Source organism: Janibacter terrae NBRC 107853 (assembly GCF_001591405.1).
Classification (GTDB): Bacteria; Actinomycetota; Actinomycetes; order Actinomycetales; family Dermatophilaceae; genus Janibacter; species Janibacter terrae.
The window spans coordinates 740075-757699 of the sequence record NZ_BCUV01000007.1; the positions used below are offsets into that span (position 1 = coordinate 740075).

The following is a 17625-nucleotide window of genomic DNA, read 5'->3' on the forward strand; positions in this document are numbered from 1 at the left end:
CCACCCGGCACCACCACCACGAAGGGATCTCACCATGGCCGTCATGACCACCACCACCCTGGGTGACCTCGTCACCGAGGACCCGCGCCGCAGCCGCGTGCTCGAGCAGCTCGGCCTCGACTACTGCTGCAACGGAGACCGCCCCCTCGACGAGGCGGCCCGCGAGGCCGGCCTGGACCCGGCGGACGTCAGCGCGCGCCTCGACGTGCCCGGCGAGCCCCCCGTGATGGTCGCCAAGGACCTCGCGCTGTCGGCGCTCGCGCACGACATCGTCGACACCCACCACGCGTACCTGTGGGAGGAGATGCCGCGCCTCACCGCGCTCGTCGACAAGGTGGTCGGCGTCCACGGCGAGCGGCACCCCGAGCTCGGCCGCGTGCAGGAGACCTACACCCGCGTGGTCACCGAGATCGAGCCGCACCTGACCCGCGAGGAGCGGGTGGTCTTCCCGGCGATCAGCCGCCTGGAGAAGACGCGGGCTCCGGTCACCGTCGCCTCCGGCGACCTCGGTGAGCTCGTGCAGCGGCTCGTCGACGAGCACGACGTCGTCGGCGACCTGCTCGCGGAGCTGCGCGACCTCACCGGCGGGTTCACGCCGCCGCCGGACGGCTGCAACTCCTACCGCGCCATGCTCGCCGGCCTCGAGGAGCTGGAGCAGGACCTGCACGCGCACGTGCACAAGGAGAACAACATCCTCTTCCCCCGGGTGCGCGCGCTCCACGACCAGGTCTCCGCGGCGTGACGGCCGACGCCGGCCGGTCGGCCGCACCCGAGACGAGCGAGTGGATGCGCATCGTCGCGGAGGACCCGAACCACTCGCAGTGGTACATCGACCGCTTCCGCGCGATGGCCGCCCGGGGCGACGACCTCGACGGCGAGGCCCGCCTCGTCGACGCGATGGCCACCCGCGGCGCCCGCATCCTCGACGCCGGGTGCGGGCCCGGCCGGGTCGGCGGCCGCCTCCACGAGCTGGGCCACGACGTCACCGGGGCCGACGTCGACCCCGCCCTCATCGCCGCGGCGCAGGAGGACCACCCCGGCCCGAGGTGGGTCGTCAGCGACCTGGCCACCCTCGACCTGCGCGACGACGAGGGGCGCAGGATCCCCTTCGACCTCGTCGTGTGCGCGGGCAACGTCATGACCTTCCTCGCACCGAGCACCCGGCGGTCGGTGCTCGCCGGCTTCGCCGACCACCTCGCCGAGGGCGGACGCGCGGTCGTCGGCTTCGGGACCGACCGGGGCTACGACCTCGACGACTTCGTCGCGGACGCGGCAGCAGCGGGCCTCCAGGAGCAGGTGCGCCTCGGCGGGTGGGCGCTCGAGCCGTGGACGCCCACGACCGGGTTCGTCGTGAGCATCCTGCAGCCGCTCAGCCCAGGAGGCTGACGCCCGGTCCCTCCAGGTCGGGCAGCGCGGCGGACCGGCCCGAGATGACCATGAGCAGCGCGAGCGCGGGGCCGCGCACCTCGGGCCCGTCGCCGATGGACAGGTCCAGGTCGGTGGCGTGCAGGGTGACCCGCTCGGCGCGCTGCCGGCCACCGCCCAGCCCCTGCGAGACCCGCGCCTGGTAGCGCAGCGCCCGCTCGACGGCCTCGGCGGAGTAGTCGTGCCAGATCCCGAGCGGCCGCCGGATGTCCTCGCCGTGGAGCACCTCCTCGACCAGCCGGCTGTCGACGGGAGCCGGCGGGCCGGTCCGCCGCGCCGCGACCTCACGCAGCCCGCTGAGCGTCTCGCGAGGGGTGACGCCCCGGTGACGTTCCATGCCCCGCTGGTTCTGCCGGTCGAAGTCGCCGCGCGCCCGCACCATCGCCCACACCACCCCGAAGGGGGTCGCCCGCGCGTTGTCGACGAGGTGGGCCGCGACGTCGTGGACGCTCCACCCCTCGCAGAGCGAGGGCTGGAGCCACTGCTCCTCGGTGAGTCGCTCGAGGTCGTCGGCGAGGGCGGCCCGCTCGGCGTGGACCAGTTCCCAGACATCGGTCATGGTCAGGCGACCGGCCGTCCCTGCAGGACGCGCCAGGTGTAGACCTGCGCGATCGTGAGCAGCGGGGTCACGACGAGCATGCCGAGGCCGCAGGTGCAGATCGCCAGGATGACGAGGCCGAGGGCGACGAGGAGCAGCAGCAGGTTCTCCGCCAGGTGGTCCTTGACGAAGGTGAAGCTGGCCCCGATGGCGTCGGTGGCTGAGCGCCCCTCCAGCACAGCGACATTGGTGTAGTAGAGCAGGAACATCGCGACGAGGCCGGGGAGGATGCACAGCACCACACCGATCGTCGTGGCGAGCCACACCAGCAGACCGGCCAGGAGCGCCTGCCCCCACGGGATCCGGCTGAACATCTCGCCGAACGAGGTCCGGCCCGTGTCGACGACGTCGAGCGCACCGCGCAGCAGCGCCAGGCCGAGCGCCCAGGAGACGAAGCCGGTGAGGAAGCTGCCGACCACGTTGGCCAGCTGCATCTGCACGAAGTTGTCGGGCAGCCCCGTCTGCGGGTCGACGGCCTCCGCGCTGCTGAGGACGCTGCCGGTGAGCGCGAGGTTGATCAGCATGTTCAGGCCGATGCCGACGGCGAGGACGATCGCCGTCACCCCGAGGAAGGGGCCGAGGTTCTGCGTGAACTTGGTCCACGCGTACTTCACGGCGTCGATCGGGCTGTACTGGCGCGGCGCCGACCCGCCCGGCGGCGGCATCGCGCCACCGCCGTAGGGCGGCTGACCGCCGTAGGGGGGCTGACCGCCGTAGGGGGGCTGACCACCGTAGGGGGGTTGACCGCCGTAGGGCGGCTGACCGGGCGGCGGCGGCCGGTGGGGCGGCGGGGGCGGCTGATAGCTCATGGGCACACCCAACCGACATTTCCGGGCCACGGCAAGCACATCGACGGGGGAGGTCTCCCCCTTCGTCCGCACGTCGCCACACCCGTGCGAACCGGTGAGATCGCTCACACCGCGGACCCCGGCCGAAACCGCGGACGGGCCCGTGGTCATGGGCTTTGCGGCGGTTTTCACATGTTTGGCGCCATTAGCCTTCGCCGCGCCCCCGGGTTACCTTGCGCCCAGCCACACCCACAACACCACACCGGAAGGAAGGCATGCCGACGCAGCCGCCCCTGGGCATCGCGACCATCATCCTGCTGCTCCTCCTCTTCTACGGACTGACCATGGTCATGTCGATGAGGATCAGCCGAGGCAAGGAGAACGCCGACGAGTACATGACAGCCGGGCACAACATCGGCTTCGGCATCTCGGCGGCCTCGATGACCGCGACCTGGATCTGGGCGTCGTCGATGTACGCGTCCGTGACCTCCGGCTACACGTACGGCATCTCCGGGCCCATCCACTACGGGCTGTGGGGCGCGCTAATGATCCTCTTCATCTACCCCTTCGGCCGGCGGATCCGCCGGGTCGCGCCCCACGCGCACACCCTCGCCGAGGTCATGCGCGCCCGGCACGGCCGCTCCAGCCAGCTGATGCTCGCGATCTCCAACGTGCTCGGCAGCGTCATCTCGCTGATGTCCAACTTCATCGCGGGCGGCGCCCTCATCTCGATGCTCTCTCCGATGAGCTTCATCCAGGGCGTGCTGATGATCGCCGCCGGCGTGCTGCTCTACACCGTCTGGTCCGGGTTCCGCGCGTCCGTCCTCACCGACTTCGCGCAGGTCGTCGCGATGCTGCTCTCGGTCGTCGTCCTCGTGCCGGCCTTCTTCTTCGTCCTCGGCGGCCCCGACCTGCTGCGCGAGGGCGCCGGCAACCTCACCCAGCAGCAGTCGAGCTTCTTCTCCTCCGAGGCCTTCCTCGGCCAGGGCGCCCCGTACATCGCGGCCGTCCTCGCCTACGCCATCGGCAACCAGACGATCGCCCAGCGCCTCTTCGCGGTGCGCGAGGACCTCATCAAGCCGACCTTCATCACGGCGACCATCGGGTACGGCGCGACGATCATCGGCATCGGCATGATGGGAGTGCTCGCCCTCTACGCCGGCATCACCCCGGCCGGCGGCGACCCCAACAACCTGCTGCCGCAGATGGCCGCCTCGCACCTCGCGACGCCGCTCATCGTCATCTTCTTCGTCATGATCATCGGCTCGCTCTCCTCGACCGCCGACTCCGACCTCGCCGCCCTGTCGTCGATCGTCATGACCGACATCTACGGGGAGCGGGCCCGCCGCGGCGGCACCGTCAACCCGGCGACGATGCTGCTCATCGGGCGCCTGACGATGGTGGTCGCGACGGTCGCCGCGGTGCTCTTCGCCGCGCTCGAGCTCAACATCCTCGACCTGCTCGTCTTCGTCGGTGCGATGTGGGGCTGCCTCGTCTTCCCCGTCATCGCCTCCTTCTACTGGACCCGGGTCACCAACTCGGCCTTCACCGTCTCCGTGCTCGTCGCCTTCGTCGTCTTCCTCCCGGTCCGCTTCTCCTGGCTGCCGCAGTCCGGGGCGCTCGACCTCGCGATCGACGTCATCGGCATCATCGGCGCCGGGATCGTCATCGGGCTCATGGCCTTCGGCTTCTTCGGGGCACGGGCCGGGATCACGATCGGGACGGTCTTCGCGGTGGGGGTCGCCCCCTTCGCCATCGGGGTCATCTCGCAGCACCCGGCCCTGTCCGGGTCGCTCAGCGCCTATGCCGTCTCGACGATCGTCTGCGTCGTCATGTCGCTGCGGTCGCGGCAGGCGCCCTTCGACTTCGCGCTCATCGCGGGTCGCACGAGCGACTTCACCGACGACGAGGTCGCGACCGAGCACGACGACCCCGACCTCCAGCCCGCCCGCGCCTGACCTCTGGGAGCCCGCATGTCCATCACCGCACTCACCGCCTACATCCTCGTCTGGCCCGTCGTCGTGGCCGTCGTCCTCACCGTCATCTGCGTCGCCTTCTACAGGGCGTGGCGGGCGGCCAGGGACGAGGGACGCGACATCATCTGACGGGTCACCGGCCCCCGCGTCGGGTATGACAGGACCATGCGACGCAGCAGCCCCGACGAGCCCGGCATCCGCCGGCGACGCGCCGGACGGGGGTTCACGTACGTCCACCCCGACGGGCGCCGGGTCGGCGCCGAGGTACGCGCCCGCATCGAGGACCTCGTCATCCCTCCTGCCTGGCAGGACGTGTGGATCTGCACCGACCCCGACGCCCACCTCCTGGCCACCGGCGTCGACGCCGCCGGCCGGACTCAGTACCTGTACCACCCGCGGTGGCGCGAGCAGCAGGACCGGGACAAGTTCGACCGGGTCCTCACCCTCGCGCCGGCCCTGCCCACCCTGCGTCGTGCCGTGCGCGCCGACCTGCGGTCACCGGGGCTGACCCGCGCTCGCGTCACCGGCCTGGCCCTGTGGTTGCTCGACACCGGCCGGCTGCGGGTCGGGTCGACCGCGTACGAGGCGGAGCACGGGTCGCACGGGGCCACCACACTGCTCACCGAGCACCTCCACGACCGCGGCGACGGCGTCCTCCTCGAGTTCCCGGCGAAGGGGGGCCAAGCCGCCTCGGTCGCGGTGCAGGACGAGGACGTGACCCGGACCCTGCGCGGCCTGCGCCGCGCCGGTCGTCGCGGCGAGCACCTCATGCGCTACCGCGAAGGGGGCGAGCGCCACGACCTCGCCCCACGCCACGTCACCGACCGGTTCGTCGAGCTCGTCGGCGAGGAGCACACGGTCAAGGACCTGCGCACGTGGGCGGCGACCGTCACCGCCGCAGAGGCCCTGGCGCGCGCCGCCCGCGGCGGTGGCGACCCCGACGACATCGAGCGCGCGGCGTTGCAGGCCGCCGCGGACTCGCTCGGTGACACCCTCACGGTCGCCCGCGAAAGCTACGTCGACCCACGCGTCCTGGCGGCGCACCGCGCGGGGCGCCACGTCCGGCCCACGCGGGGCCAGCCGCTCGAGCACAGCGACACCGTGCGGCGACGGGTCGAGCGCGAGCTCGTGGCGCTGCTCAGGGCGACCTGACACGCGCGGGCACCCCTGCGGTGGCGCATGATCGGTGCAGGACGGGGTAGGCAGGGGGCATGTCCCGCGCTGCGACCGGTGCGCCATGATCGAGGGCTGGCCCCTGGGTCTGGGCTGGCTGATGCTCATCGGCCTCGTCTGCCTGCTCGCGTACGTCGTGCTCCGGGAGCGACGATGACGCGACGGACGGTCGTGGCGACGACGATCGGGGTGGTGCTCGCGCTCACCGGCTGCGTCACCCCGGCGTTCGACTCGGGGGCCTTCCGGCAGAACGCCCGTGGCGCCGTCGGCTCGGGGCTCTCCGAGACCGCGACCGCCGAGCTCGTCGTCCGGCAGGTCCTCCAGGACCGCGTCACCGACGCCGTCGCGGACACGAGCCTGAGCGGCTGCGAGGACGCCATCGGGCCCATCGAGGACAGCTTCGGCAAGGTGCAACCCCCGCACAGGCGGGACGACCCCCTTCGCTCCGACGTGCTGAGCGCCCTCGGTGACGCGGACGAGGCGATCGCCGACGCCCGCATCGCCGCCCGCCGGCACGACACGAGCGGTCTGCGGCAGGCGCTGCACGACCTCGAGGCGACGGTACGGAAGTTCGAGAAGCTCGAGCAGGACCTCGGATGAAGAAGGCCCTCGCCCTCCTCCTCGGCCTGCTGACCGCGATCGGCGGCTTCGTCGACATCGGTGACATCGTGACCGCCGGCGTCGTCGGCTCGCGCTTCGGCCTGTCGCTCGCCTGGGTCCTCGTGGTCGGCACCTTCAGCATCTGCGTCTTCGCCGAGATGAGCGGCCGGGTCGCGGCCGTGAGTGGACGGCCGACCTTCGACCTCATCCGCGAGCGCCTCGGGCCACGGGTCGGGCTGCTCAACCTCGTCGGCTCCATCGCCGTCACCCTGCTGACCTTCATCGCCGAGATCGGTGGCGTCGCGCTCGCACTGCAGCTCGCGACGAGCGTCAACCCCTACCTGTGGATCCCCGTCGTCGCCGCCGCGCTCTGGTTGGTGTTCTGGCGGGTGAAGTTCTCCGCGCTCGAGGACACCTTCGGGCTCGGCGGCCTGGCCCTCGTCGTCTTCGCCGTCGCCGTCTGGCAGCTCTCGCCGGACTGGTCGCAGATGTGGCACGAGGCGTCGACGGCGACGATGCCGCAGCCGGAGGGGATCCCGACCTACTGGTACTACGCGGTGGCGATCTTCGGCGCGACCATGACGCCCTACGAGGTCTTCTTCTTCTCCTCCGGCGGCGTCGAGGAGGGGTGGACGCGCAAGGACATCCCCACGATGCGCGCCAACGTCTTCCTCGGCTTCCCCCTGGGCGCGGTGCTCTCGGTCGCGATCACCGCGTCGGCGGCCATCGTCTTCCTCCCCCTGTCGATCGAGGTCGGCGAGCTGAGCCAGACGGTGCTGCCCGTCGGCATGGCGCTGGGCAAGATCGGTATCGCCATCGCCCTGCTCGGCCTCTTCGCCGCCACCTTCGGCGCGGCCTGCGAGACGGGTCTGTCGGTGGGCTACAGCGTCTGCCAGTACTTCGGCTGGCAGTGGGGCAAGTACGCCGAGCCGCTGCACGCCACCCGGTTCCACACGATCCTGCTCCTGCTGTGCATCCTCGGCCCGGGCGTGCTGCTCACGACCGTCGACCCGATCATGGTCACGGAGTACTCGGTCGTCTTCAGCGCCGTCGCCCTGCCGCTCACGTACATCCCCATCCTCATCGTCGCCAACGACCGCACGTACATGGGCGACCGGGTCAACGGGTGGTTGGCCAACGTGTGCGGCACCGCCGTGCTCGTCCCCGTGCTCGTCGCGTCCGCGGCCGCCGTGCCGCTGATGCTCATCACCCGGGTGGGGCAGTGACATGACCATCCACGCCTTCCACGACAGCCTCGTCAAGCGCCTGCTCGACCACCAGGTCGTCGACCGCGAGGGCCGCCTCCTCGGCAAGGTCGACGACCTCGCCCTGCGCGAGGACGGCGACGGGCTCGTCGTCGAGGGCCTGCTCATCGGCCCCGGGGCGCTCGCACCGCGCTACCCCGGCGTGCTCGGTCGCTGGGGCTGGGCGATCTGGCGACGGCTCAACCACCCCGACGACCCCGGCGTCGTCCTCGTCCCCTGGCGCGAGATCACCGACCTCGGCTCGGCGATCCAGGTGGTGGACCGGGCCGGCGCCGAGCTGCTCGCCTCCTTCGGCCTCGAGCGGTGGTTGCGTCGCCACCTCATCGGCCGCATCCCGGGGGCGAAGGGGGACGGCGACCAGTTCGACGACGACTCGCCGTGGTCGGGGGGCCGGCACGGCCCGATCCCGCAGCGGGGCAGCGACGGCGACGTGCACCGCATGACCGAGCTCTTCGCCATGGCCGTCATCGACGAGGGCCACGAGGCGGGCCGGCACATCACGGACCTGGAGGCGCGGACCGCCTTCGTCGGGTCCGGCCCGCGCCTCACGCGGGTGCTCGTGGGGCCGCGCGTCGTGGGCTCGAGCCTGGGCTACTCCTCGGAGGAGCAGGACGGGCCGCGGGTGATCCGCTGGATCGTCGACGCCGTGCACCGGGAGGCGCACTGGCACGACGTCGCCGACCTGGCCGAGATCTCGTGGCCGCAGGGGTGGGTGCGGCTGCGCGGGGAGGCCAGCGGGCACGGGGACGGTTGAGGGCCGCCCGGGCGGGTAGCGGTAGCGGACCCGATGCCACTCGATGCCCCAGGAGGCACCCATGAAGGCCGTGACCTGGCAGTCCCCCGAGACCCTCGAGGTCATCGACGTCCCCGACCCGCGGATCGAGGAGCCGACCGACGCGATCGTGCGCGTCACGTCCACGGCGATCTGCGGCTCCGACCTGCACCTGTACGGAGTGCTCGCCCCCTACCTCCAGCCGGGGGACGTCCTCGGCCACGAGGCGATGGGCATCGTCGAGGAGGTCGGCCCCGACGCCGGCGACCTCCGGGTCGGCGACCGCGTCGTCGTCCCCTTCAACATCTCCTGCGGGGACTGCTGGATGTGCCGCCGCGGGCTGCAGTCGCAGTGCGAGACGACGCAGGTGCGCGACCAGGGCAAGGGGGCGGCGCTCTTCGGCTACTCGAGCCTCTACGGCTCCGTCCCCGGTGGCCAGGCCGAGCTCCTGCGCGTCCCCCAGGCGCAGTACGGACCGGTGCGGCTGCCGGAGAGCGGGTCCGACGAGCGCTACCTCTACCTCTCCGACGTGCTGCCCACCTCGTGGCAGGCGGCGCGGTACGCCGACGTCGGCGAGGGGGACACCGTCGTCGTCATGGGGCTCGGCCCGATCGGGCAGATGACCGCACGGGCCGCGCGGCTGCAGGGCGCCGAGCGCGTCATCGGCGTCGACCTCGTCGACGAGCGCCTCGCGATGGCCGCGGCCCATGCCATGGAGACGATCGACATCCGGACCGTCGACGACCTCCCTTCGGCCGTCCGTGAGATCACCGACGGCCGGGGTGCCGACCGTGTCATCGACGCCGTCGGGATGGAGGCGCACGGCAACCCGATCGCCGAGCGGGTCATCGGTGCCACGAGCCGGATGCCGAAGCCGTTGGCCCGCAAGGCCATCGAGACGATCGGCATCGACCGCCTCAAGGTGCTGCACCAGTGCTTCGACATCGTCCGGCGCGGCGGCACGGTCTCGCTGAGCGGCGTCTACGGCGGCATGGCCGACCCGATGCCGCTCATGCGGATGTTCGACAAGCAGGTCACGGTGCGCATGGGCCAGGCCAATGTCCGGCGCTGGAGCGACGAGCTGCTCGAGATGGTGACCCGTGAGGAGGACGTCTTCGACGTCGAGGGCCTGGCGACGCATCGCGTGCCGCTCTCGCACGCCCCGGAGGCCTACCGCACCTTCCGCGACAAGGAGGACGGCTGCATCAAGGTGGTGCTCTCCCCCTGACGCGCACCACACTGGGGAGATGACCGCGCCGACGCGCCCCGCGCAGGAGCGGTGACCCGTGCGGCGGGTCACCGCGCTCGGCGCCGCCGCGGTCGCCCTCCTCGCCGGCTGCGGCTCGCCCGCACCCACCTGGGAGCCGGTCGCGCTCCCCGGCCCCGGTCGGGTCGTCACCCTCACCGGTACGCCCGAGGGCGTGCTCGTCGGGCGCTACGACGAGGACGCCACCGAGCGCACCTCGATCCACCTGCTGCGGCCTGACGACACGACCCGGGCCGTCGGGATGCAGACGCGCTGGGAGTGGGCCGGTCGTGAGGCCGAGCTGCTCACCGTGGCCTCCGGCGAAGGGGGCACCGTCGCCGTCGGCGGCCATCGCGCCGGCGCGCACGGCAACGTGCGGTGGACCATCTGGAGCGGCGACACCCGGCGGGTGGTCGAGCAGCCGCAGCGGTTCGAGACCTTCGGCGGGTGGGACGCGGGCGGGCTCGTCGGGGCCGCGGTCGGCCCGCGCGGACCCGTGGTGCTCGGCAGCTGGGTCAGCGCGAGCAAGCACGGCAGCGACGTGGCGGTGTGGACGCGGTCGGGTGACCGGTGGTCGCAGCCGCGCGACGCCGGGGCGGACCTGCGGGCCTCGGACGCCCGGCAGCCCTCACCCGGCGCGGTGACCACCGTGCCCGGTGGCTACCTCGCGGTCGGGTGGGTCACCGAGCTCGAGCCGGCGATCCGCGACGTCGCGGTCCTGTGGACGGCGAGCGCGCCCGCCGGACCGTGGCGGGAGGTGCGCTTCCCCGCGGACGACGCAGGAGTCGAGCGGCCGACTGCGGTCTCGTGCGCCGTGGACCACTGCGCCGCGGCCGGTCGCCGCGACGACGACGTCGTCGTGTGGCGGGTGCCGCTCGGCGAGGGCCTGCCGACGCGCGTCGCGCCGCCCGAGCTGGTGGCGGCCGACGTGCTGACCTCCCAGTCCCCGACCATCGCCGTCGTCGCCGGGTCGGTGGACACCGTGGCGCACAGCGACGGCGGCACGACCCACGTCGCGCAGCTCCACGAGGACGCCTCTGCCGCGAACCTGCCCGGTCGGCTGGTCGGCCTGGCCGCGCAACCCGACGGTCGGGTCGTCGTGGCGACCACCGACGAGGGGGCGGGGAGCAGGGGCTGGCGCTCGCCCCCTTCGCCCCGAGCGTGGGCACAGGAGGACAGCGACGGAGCCAGCGTCTATGTTAGGTAAGCCTAACTAAGGATTACCTAACTTCGAGGAGCTCCGTGAAGTCCCTGCTGACGCACGACACCGCTGACGACTACCGCGCCGGGATGTCCCGGGTCACCGACCTCGTGGCCCGGCACCTGGCCACGAACGCCCCCTCGAGCGGCGCAACCGTCGCCGACCTCTCCCCCGCTGTGGACGCCATCGACCTCGACCGGCCTGCAGCTGACCTGGACGCTGCCCTCCAAGAGGTCACCGACCTGTACCTGCGCGACGCGATCTGGTTCCACCACCCCTCCTACGTCGCGCACCTCAACTGCCCGGTCGCACTGCCGGCGGTGCTCGCGGAGGGGATCATCGCGGCGGTCAACACCTCGGTCGACACCTGGGACCAGAGCGCCGGCGGCACCCTCATCGAGCAGCGACTCGTGCGGTGGACGGCGGAGCGGATCGGCTTCGGGGACGAGGCCGACGGCGTCTTCACGAGTGGCGGCACGCAGTCCAACCTCCAGGGCCTGCTCCTGGCGCGGGGCGAGGCGCAGCGTCGAGCCGAGGCGCAGGGCGCGACCCCCCGCCTGCGCGTCCTCGCCACCGGTCACAGCCACTTCAGCGTCATCAAGGCGGCCCGGGTCATGGGGATGCACCCGGACGACGTCATCGCCGTACCGACCGGCGCGAGCGGCCGCATGTCCCTCACGGCCCTGCGCAGCGAGCTCGAGCGCATGGGCATGCGCGGCGAGCGCGCGATGGCGATCGTCGCGACCGCCGGCACGACCGACCTCGGCGCCATCGACCCGATCCCGGGCATCGCCGAGCTCGCCGCCGAGCACGACGCCTGGCTGCACGTCGACGCCGCCTACGGGGGCGGGCTGCTCGCCTCCCACCGCCGTCGGGACCTGCTCACGGGCATCGAGCGCGCGGACTCGGTGACCGTGGACTTCCACAAGACCTTCTTCCAGCCCGTGAGCTCCAGCGCGATCATCGTCCGTGACAGGGCGACGCTCGCCCACGTCACCCACCACGCGGACTACCTCAACCCAGCCACCGCCGTGACGCCCAACCAGGTCGACAAGTCGCTGCAGACGACGCGCCGATTCGACGCGCTCAAGCTGTGGATGACCCTGCGCGTCACCGGCGCCGACGCCGTCGGCGAGATGTTCGACGAGGTCATCGACCGCGCGCACGAGGTGTGGTCGGTGCTCGTCGCCGACGACCGCTTCGAGGTCGCCGCCGAGCCGATGCTCAGCACCGTCGTGCTGCGGTACCGCCCGCCGCGGCTGGACCCGCAGGACGCCGACTCGCTCAACCCCCGCATCCGGCACGCCCTGCTCGACCGGGGCGACGTCATGGTCGCGGGCACGACGATCGACGCCCGGGCGTGGTTGAAGCTCACCCTGCTCAACCCGCAGACCACCCTGGCCCACCTGCGCGGGATCCTCGAGGCGATCGCCGCCACCGGTGAGCTGCTGGTGGCAGAGGACGCGCTGGACGAGGGCCGGCTCCCGGCGCTGGAGGTGGCGCGATGAGCCGGGTGCACGACCTCGTCGGCATCGGCCTCGGGCCCTTCAACCTCGGGCTCGCCGCGCTGATCCACGACCTGCCGGACGTCGACGGCGTCTTCCTCGAGTCCCGCGGCGAGTTCTCGTGGCACCCCGGGATGTTGCTCGAGGGCGCCACGATCCAGGTGCCCTTCATGGCCGACCTGGTGACGATGGCCGATCCGACCTCGCGATTCAGCTTCCTCAACCACCTCAAGGCGGTCGGACGGCTCTACCCCTTCTACATCCGCGAGGACTTCAACCCCTTGCGCGCCGAGTACGACCAGTACTGCCGGTGGGTCGCCGACCAGCTCGAGACGATCCGCTGGGGCCACGAGGTGACCGCGGTCGAGCGCGACACCGACGGGGTCTACACCGTCACCGCCCGGCGCGGGGACGGGACGCTCATCCCGCTACGCGCCCGGCACATCGTCCTGGGTATCGGCACGGAGCCCGCCGTCCCGCCCGTCACCGAAGGCCTCGGCGGACCCGTGACCCACTCCGGGGGCTATCTCGACGCGCGAGCAGCGTTGCAGGACAAGGAGAGCATCACGGTCATCGGCAGCGGGCAGTCCGCCGCCGAGATCTACCTCGACCTGCTCGAGGGCTGCATGGCCCACGGCTACCACCTGACGTGGATCACGCGCTCCCCGCGGTTCTTCCCCATGGAGTACACCAAGCTCACGCTCGAGATGACCTCGCCCGAGTACGCCCGGTACTTCCGCGGTCTGCCCATGGCGCGCCGCGACGTCCTCACGCGTGAGCAGCGCAACCTCCACAAGGGCATCAGCGGTGACCTCGTCGACGTCATCTACGACACGCTCTACCGGCTGCGCGTCGAGACCGGAGGTCCCGTGCCCACCACCCTGCTGTCCAGCAGCGAGCTGCAAGAGGCCAGCTGGGACGAGGACCAAGGGAGGTACCGCCTGGTCGTGCACCACGAGGAGCAGGAGGCGGCGGTGCACGTCACGAGCGCAGGCCTGGTCCTCGCGACCGGCTACCGCCCGCGGACACCGCACTTCCTCGCGCCCGTCGAGGACCGCATCCGGCGCGACGCCCGGGACCGCTACGACACCGGCGACGACTACAGCGTCGACGTCGACAGGAGGATCTTCGTGCAGAACGCGGAGGAGCACACCCATTCCGTCCTCGCCCCCGACCTCGGCATGGGCGCTCACCGCAACTCGGTGATCGTCAACGCGGTCGCGAGACGCGAGGTGTACCCGGTGGAGGAGCGGATCGCCTTCCAGCACTTCGGGGTCCACGAGATCGAGTCACCAGTGGTCGAGCGTGCGCGGCTCGTCGAGGTGGGCCGATGACGACCTGGCACCATCTCTCCCGGATCGGACGGATCACCATCGAGCCGGTCGTCCCGGCCGAGCACGGCGCGCTGCTGCACACGTGGGTCACGCACCCGCGGTCCGCCTTCTGGGGCATGCAGGGATCGACGCGCGCGGAGTCACGGGCAGCCTTCGACGAGATCGACGCCGACGCCCACCACGACGCCTGGCTCGGTCGGGTCGACGACGAGCCCGTTTTCCTCACTGAGACCTACGACCCCGCGCACAGCGCACTCGCCGCGCACTACCCCGTCGCCGCGGGCGACCTCGGCATGCACGTGCTCGTCGCACCGACCGGCACCCCGGTGCGTGGGCTGACCTCGCAGGTCTTCCGCGCGGTCATGCACTTCTGCTTTCGCCACCCCGCGACCACGCGCGTCGTCGTCGAGCCGGACGCGCGCAACCATCCGATCCACTCGAAGAACGCCGCCGCCGGGTTCGTCGTCGACCGGCGGATCTCGTTGCCGGACAAGGAGGCCCTGCTGAGCTTCTGCACGGCCGTGGACTTCGCGACGAGCCGGCTCGAAGGCGGCGGGGGCCTCCCTTCGCCCGACGTCGCCCACTTGCAGCCAGAGGTGATGGCGCGTGCCCACCGCCACGTCGCGGCCAAGGCGATCGGTGAGTTCGCCCACGAGCGGCTGCTCGCTCCCGAGTCGACCGGTGACGGGCGCTGGACGATCGCGGCGGGAGACGCCCGTTACACCTTCGCCGCGACCCGGCACGCGCTCGAGCACTGGCGGGTCGATCCGACGAGCCTGGAGCGGAGCCTCGACGGCGAGCCGACCGAGGTCGACGCCCTGACGGTCGTCTCCGACCTGCACGAGGACCTCGGTACCCCCGACCACCTGCGCTCGACCTACCTCGAGGAGCTCAGCGGGACCCTCGCGAGCCTGGCCCACAAGTGGCACCACGAGCAGCACACCAGCCGCGAGCTGGTCGGCGCCGACTTCCAGACGATCGAGGGCGCGATGACCGAGGGGCACCCTGCCTTCGTCGCCAACAACGGCCGGATCGGGTTCTCCGCGACCGACCACGCGGCCTACTCCCCCGAGGCCGGATCCGAGGTACGTCTCGTGTGGGTCGCGGTCCGCCGCAGCGTCGCCCATCTCGCCCTCGCCGACGGCGTGACCGAGGCGGACCTCTACGACGGTGAGCTGGACGAGGCGGACCGGGCGCGCTTCTCCCTCCACCTCGAGACGCTGGGTCTGGAGCCGGCGGACTACCTCTACCTGCCCGTCCACCCCTGGCAGTGGGACCACAAGCTCGCGGTGACCTTCGCAGCGGACCTCGCGCGGCGCGACGTCGTCCACCTCGGCCCGAGCACCGACCGGTACCGGGCGCAGCAGTCGATCCGGACGTTCTTCAACACCGACCGACCGGAGCGGCACTACGTCAAGACCGCGCTGGCCATCCAGAACATGGGCTTCCTACGCGGGCTGTCGTCGCACTACATGGCCGCGACGCCCGCGATCAACGACTGGGTGGCGCGGATCGTCGCGGGTGACCCAGACCTCGCCGACTGCGGATTCCGCGTGCTGCGCGAGGTCGCGGCGATCGGCTACACGGGCGACGCGTACCACCAGCTCGGGGTCCCCAACCCGCACACCAAGATGGTCGCCGCGCTGTGGCGCGAGTCGCCCGTGCCGAAGCTCGGCGTGGGACAACGTCTCCAGTCCTTCACGGGTCTGCTGCACCGCGACTCCGACGGCGGCGCGCTCATCACCGAGCTGATCTCGGCCAGCCCGATCGGCGCCACCGAGTGGGTCCGCCGGATGCTCCGGGCCTACCTGCGGCCCGTCGTGCACTGCCTGGGGGTGCACGACCTGGCCTTCATGCCGCACGGCGAGAACGTCATCCTCGTGCTCGAGGACCATGTGCCCACCGGCATCTTCATGAAGGACATCGGTGAGGAGGTCGTCGTCATGTCCGACCGACCGCTGCCCGCAGACGTCGAGCGGATCCGGCACGTCCTCGACCCGCAGGTGCAGTCGCTGTCGGTGCTCACGGACGTCCTGGACGGGGTGCTGCGCTTCATCGCCGAGATCCTCACCGACGACGGTGTGCTCCCGGGCGACCAGTTCTGGTCGCTCGTCGCGGAGTGCATCGCCGAGCACGCGGAGGAGCACCCCCGGGCCGCGCGCCTGGACCTGCTGCGCGCGAGCTTCGAGCACTCGTGCCTCAACCGGTTGCAGCTGCGCAACACCCTGCAGATGGTCGACCTGACCGAGCCGGAGGGCTCCCTCATCCGCGTCGGCGACCTGGCCAACCCGCTGCACCCCCCCAGAGCGATGCAGGGTTCGGGGTCCGACGAAGGGGACGTGGCCGGATGAGCCGACACCGGCGCGGGCTGCGCGGCCCGTGCTGGCACACGCTCCCTTCGCCCCTGGGCACCGGTACCGTGACGGGGTGATGGGGCACACGCCGCAGCCGCCGAGCCGGCGCACCCTCGTGACCGGCTCGCTCGGCGCGGTCGCCCTCGCCGCGACCGGCACGGGCGGTCTGGCCCTGTACCGCGACCGTCACGAGGTGCCCGCGTCCTACGGGCTCACCGTGGCCATGCGCTCGACCAGCGGCCCGTGGCGGCAGACCCGCGAGCTCGTCCCCGCCGACGGCCTCGAGCTGCTCCTCCCGGGCACCCGCGTGCTCGCCGGCCCCGAGCAGGAGCGCCTGCTCGACGCGCAGGAGGAGTGGCTCGGCAGCGTCGCGCTCCCGGACCACGTGCCGGGGACCCCGCGCGACCTCTTCCGCCAGGCCGCCCTCGACGTGTGGGTGCTCTCCGCCGGCCTGCCGATGGCCGTCGCCGGGTGGTCGCCGATGTGGCGGCACGCCTGGCCCCGCGACACCGCGCACGTCGCCGTCGCCCTCCACCACCTCGGGGACGCGAAGGGGGCGACCCGCCAGCTCTCCGCCCTCGCCTCCCGCGTCGGCCGGGCCGCTCGGATCGAGGCGCGCTACGCGCTCGACGGGGGCACACCGGACGACCGGCCACCGCAGGACGACGGCTTCGGCTGGGTGCTGTGGGCCGCGCACACGACCGCCGGCTCGTGGCGGGGCGATGCGCACGGACCGCGGGTCGAGGCGCTCGTGCGGCACTGCGCCGCGACCCTGCTCACGCGCCTCGACGACGACGGGCTGCCGCTCCCTTCGCCCGACTACTGGGAGCTGGAGGCCGACCACCTCACGCTCGGCACGGCCGCACCCCTGCTCGTCGGGCTCGAGCGCGCGGTGCAGCTGCTCGGGCCGAGCCGGCTGCGCGAGCGCTGCGCCGCCGCGGCCGAGCGGATGGCGACGCGCATCGACGAGACCTTCGGCGCGCGGGGATGGCCCCGCGAGATCGCCGGCGGGAGCAGCGACACCGCGGTTGCCTTCATGCTGCCGCCCTACCGCCTGACCGACCGCGCAGACCTGCGGGCCGCGCTCGACCGGGCCGCCGAGCAGATGCGCCGACCCAACGGGGGCTACGCGCCCGGGGGCGGCTGGCGAGAGGACGGGGTCGCCTGGACCCCGGAGACCGCGGTGCTCGCAGCGGCGTGGGCGACCTCGGAGGCGACCCGGGACCGGGCCCGCGAGACGCTCGTCTGGCTCGCCCGTCACCGCACCTCCGCCGGGTCGCTCCCGGAGAAGGTGCGCGACGACGGGTCCCCCGCCGGGCCGTCACCGCTCGCCTGGACGGCCGCTGTCACCCTCACGGCGGGGGCCAGCGTGGGAGGGTGAAGGACCC

The 17625-nt window shown here is 72.3% G+C and carries 16 protein-coding genes; 14 read left to right on the forward strand and 2 right to left on the reverse strand.

The window, feature by feature from the left end:
• Positions 1-43: 43 nt before the first annotated feature.
• Together ric and JT1_RS13220 are read left to right on the forward strand one after the other, a co-directional pair.
• Positions 44-742 carry an iron-sulfur cluster repair di-iron protein gene (gene ric, locus JT1_RS13215; protein ID WP_169702003.1) on the forward strand — a complete coding sequence of 233 codons (699 nt, stop codon included), beginning with the start codon at positions 44-46 and terminating at the stop codon, positions 740-742.
• Entirely contained in the window at positions 739-1386 is a 648-nt protein-coding gene (locus tag JT1_RS13220) for a class I SAM-dependent methyltransferase (RefSeq protein WP_439645749.1), read from the forward strand. The genes ric and JT1_RS13220 overlap by 4 nt, the downstream gene beginning before the upstream one ends.
• Here the strand turns inward: JT1_RS13220 and JT1_RS13225 are convergent.
• Complete coding sequence (locus tag JT1_RS13225; RefSeq protein WP_068327299.1) at positions 1370-1984, reverse strand: maleylpyruvate isomerase family mycothiol-dependent enzyme; 615 nt, start codon at positions 1982-1984, stop codon at positions 1370-1372. The two genes, JT1_RS13220 and JT1_RS13225, sit on opposite strands and share 17 nt — an antisense overlap.
• A 2-nt stretch (positions 1985-1986) precedes the next feature.
• Positions 1987-2832: a hypothetical protein gene (locus tag JT1_RS13230; RefSeq protein ID WP_169702004.1), complete on the reverse strand. Its 846-nt coding sequence runs from the start codon at positions 2830-2832 to the stop codon at positions 1987-1989.
• 254 nt (positions 2833-3086) lie between these two features.
• Between JT1_RS13230 and JT1_RS13235 the strand changes: the two genes are divergently transcribed.
• The 12 genes from JT1_RS13235 (at position 3087) to JT1_RS18450 (ending at position 17618) form a co-directional block, all read left to right on the forward strand.
• Positions 3087-4769 (forward strand): sodium:solute symporter family protein, encoded by a 1683-nt coding sequence (locus tag JT1_RS13235; protein ID WP_068327305.1) that lies wholly within the window; start codon positions 3087-3089, stop codon positions 4767-4769.
• A gap of 15 nt (positions 4770-4784) precedes the next feature.
• Complete coding sequence (locus JT1_RS18730; protein ID WP_211596828.1) at positions 4785-4916, forward strand: putative transporter small subunit; 132 nt, start codon at positions 4785-4787, stop codon at positions 4914-4916.
• Between the two features lie 36 nt (positions 4917-4952).
• On the forward strand, positions 4953-5939 hold the full coding sequence (locus JT1_RS13240; protein WP_068327309.1) for a DNA topoisomerase IB: 987 nt from the start codon (positions 4953-4955) through the stop codon (positions 5937-5939).
• A gap of 174 nt (positions 5940-6113) precedes the next feature.
• Positions 6114-6560, forward strand: coding sequence for a hypothetical protein (locus tag JT1_RS13245; RefSeq protein WP_068327311.1), 447 nt, complete (start codon positions 6114-6116; stop codon positions 6558-6560).
• The gene (locus tag JT1_RS13250; RefSeq protein ID WP_068327314.1) at positions 6557-7786 is read left to right on the forward strand and encodes an NRAMP family divalent metal transporter; all 1230 of its coding nucleotides are present in this window, start codon (positions 6557-6559) and stop codon (positions 7784-7786) included. The genes JT1_RS13245 and JT1_RS13250 overlap by 4 nt, the downstream gene beginning before the upstream one ends.
• A 1-nt stretch (position 7787) precedes the next feature.
• Positions 7788-8579: a hypothetical protein gene (locus JT1_RS13255; protein WP_068327315.1), complete on the forward strand. Its 792-nt coding sequence runs from the start codon at positions 7788-7790 to the stop codon at positions 8577-8579.
• A gap of 61 nt (positions 8580-8640) precedes the next feature.
• Positions 8641-9825 (forward strand): zinc-dependent alcohol dehydrogenase, encoded by a 1185-nt coding sequence (locus tag JT1_RS13260; RefSeq protein WP_068327319.1) that lies wholly within the window; start codon positions 8641-8643, stop codon positions 9823-9825.
• Between the two features lie 58 nt (positions 9826-9883).
• A complete protein-coding gene (locus JT1_RS13265) occupies positions 9884-11050 on the forward strand; it encodes a serine/threonine-protein kinase (protein ID WP_068327322.1) in 1167 nt (388 codons plus the stop codon).
• 35 nt (positions 11051-11085) lie between these two features.
• Complete coding sequence (locus JT1_RS13270) at positions 11086-12552, forward strand: pyridoxal phosphate-dependent decarboxylase family protein (RefSeq protein WP_169702005.1); 1467 nt, start codon at positions 11086-11088, stop codon at positions 12550-12552.
• Positions 12549-13883 (forward strand): lysine N(6)-hydroxylase/L-ornithine N(5)-oxygenase family protein, encoded by a 1335-nt coding sequence (locus tag JT1_RS13275; protein ID WP_068327325.1) that lies wholly within the window; start codon positions 12549-12551, stop codon positions 13881-13883. Before JT1_RS13270 ends, JT1_RS13275 begins: the two co-directional genes overlap by 4 nt.
• On the forward strand, positions 13880-16234 hold the full coding sequence (locus tag JT1_RS13280) for a GNAT family N-acetyltransferase (protein ID WP_068327328.1): 2355 nt from the start codon (positions 13880-13882) through the stop codon (positions 16232-16234). Before JT1_RS13275 ends, JT1_RS13280 begins: the two co-directional genes overlap by 4 nt.
• Positions 16235-16310: 76 nt before the next feature.
• Positions 16311-17618 (forward strand): glycoside hydrolase family 15 protein, encoded by a 1308-nt coding sequence (locus tag JT1_RS18450; RefSeq protein ID WP_169702006.1) that lies wholly within the window; start codon positions 16311-16313, stop codon positions 17616-17618.
• Positions 17619-17625 lie beyond the last annotated feature (7 nt).

Coding starts and splice junctions, on each gene's coding strand:
- JT1_RS13245 (WP_068327311.1), top strand. CDS start 6,114: ATGACGCGACGGACGGTCGTGGCGACGACGATCGGGGTGGTGCTCGCG.
- JT1_RS13230 (WP_169702004.1), bottom strand. CDS start 2,832: ATGAGCTATCAGCCGCCCCCGCCGCCCCACCGGCCGCCGCCGCCCGGT.
- JT1_RS13260 (WP_068327319.1), top strand. CDS start 8,641: ATGAAGGCCGTGACCTGGCAGTCCCCCGAGACCCTCGAGGTCATCGAC.
- JT1_RS18730 (WP_211596828.1), top strand. CDS start 4,785: ATGTCCATCACCGCACTCACCGCCTACATCCTCGTCTGGCCCGTCGTC.
- JT1_RS13235 (WP_068327305.1), top strand. CDS start 3,087: ATGCCGACGCAGCCGCCCCTGGGCATCGCGACCATCATCCTGCTGCTC.
- JT1_RS13255 (WP_068327315.1), top strand. CDS start 7,788: ATGACCATCCACGCCTTCCACGACAGCCTCGTCAAGCGCCTGCTCGAC.
- JT1_RS13225 (WP_068327299.1), bottom strand. CDS start 1,984: ATGACCGATGTCTGGGAACTGGTCCACGCCGAGCGGGCCGCCCTCGCC.
- ric (WP_169702003.1), top strand. CDS start 44: ATGACCACCACCACCCTGGGTGACCTCGTCACCGAGGACCCGCGCCGC.
- JT1_RS13275 (WP_068327325.1), top strand. CDS start 12,549: ATGAGCCGGGTGCACGACCTCGTCGGCATCGGCCTCGGGCCCTTCAAC.
- JT1_RS13250 (WP_068327314.1), top strand. CDS start 6,557: ATGAAGAAGGCCCTCGCCCTCCTCCTCGGCCTGCTGACCGCGATCGGC.
- JT1_RS13280 (WP_068327328.1), top strand. CDS start 13,880: ATGACGACCTGGCACCATCTCTCCCGGATCGGACGGATCACCATCGAG.
- JT1_RS13240 (WP_068327309.1), top strand. CDS start 4,953: ATGCGACGCAGCAGCCCCGACGAGCCCGGCATCCGCCGGCGACGCGCC.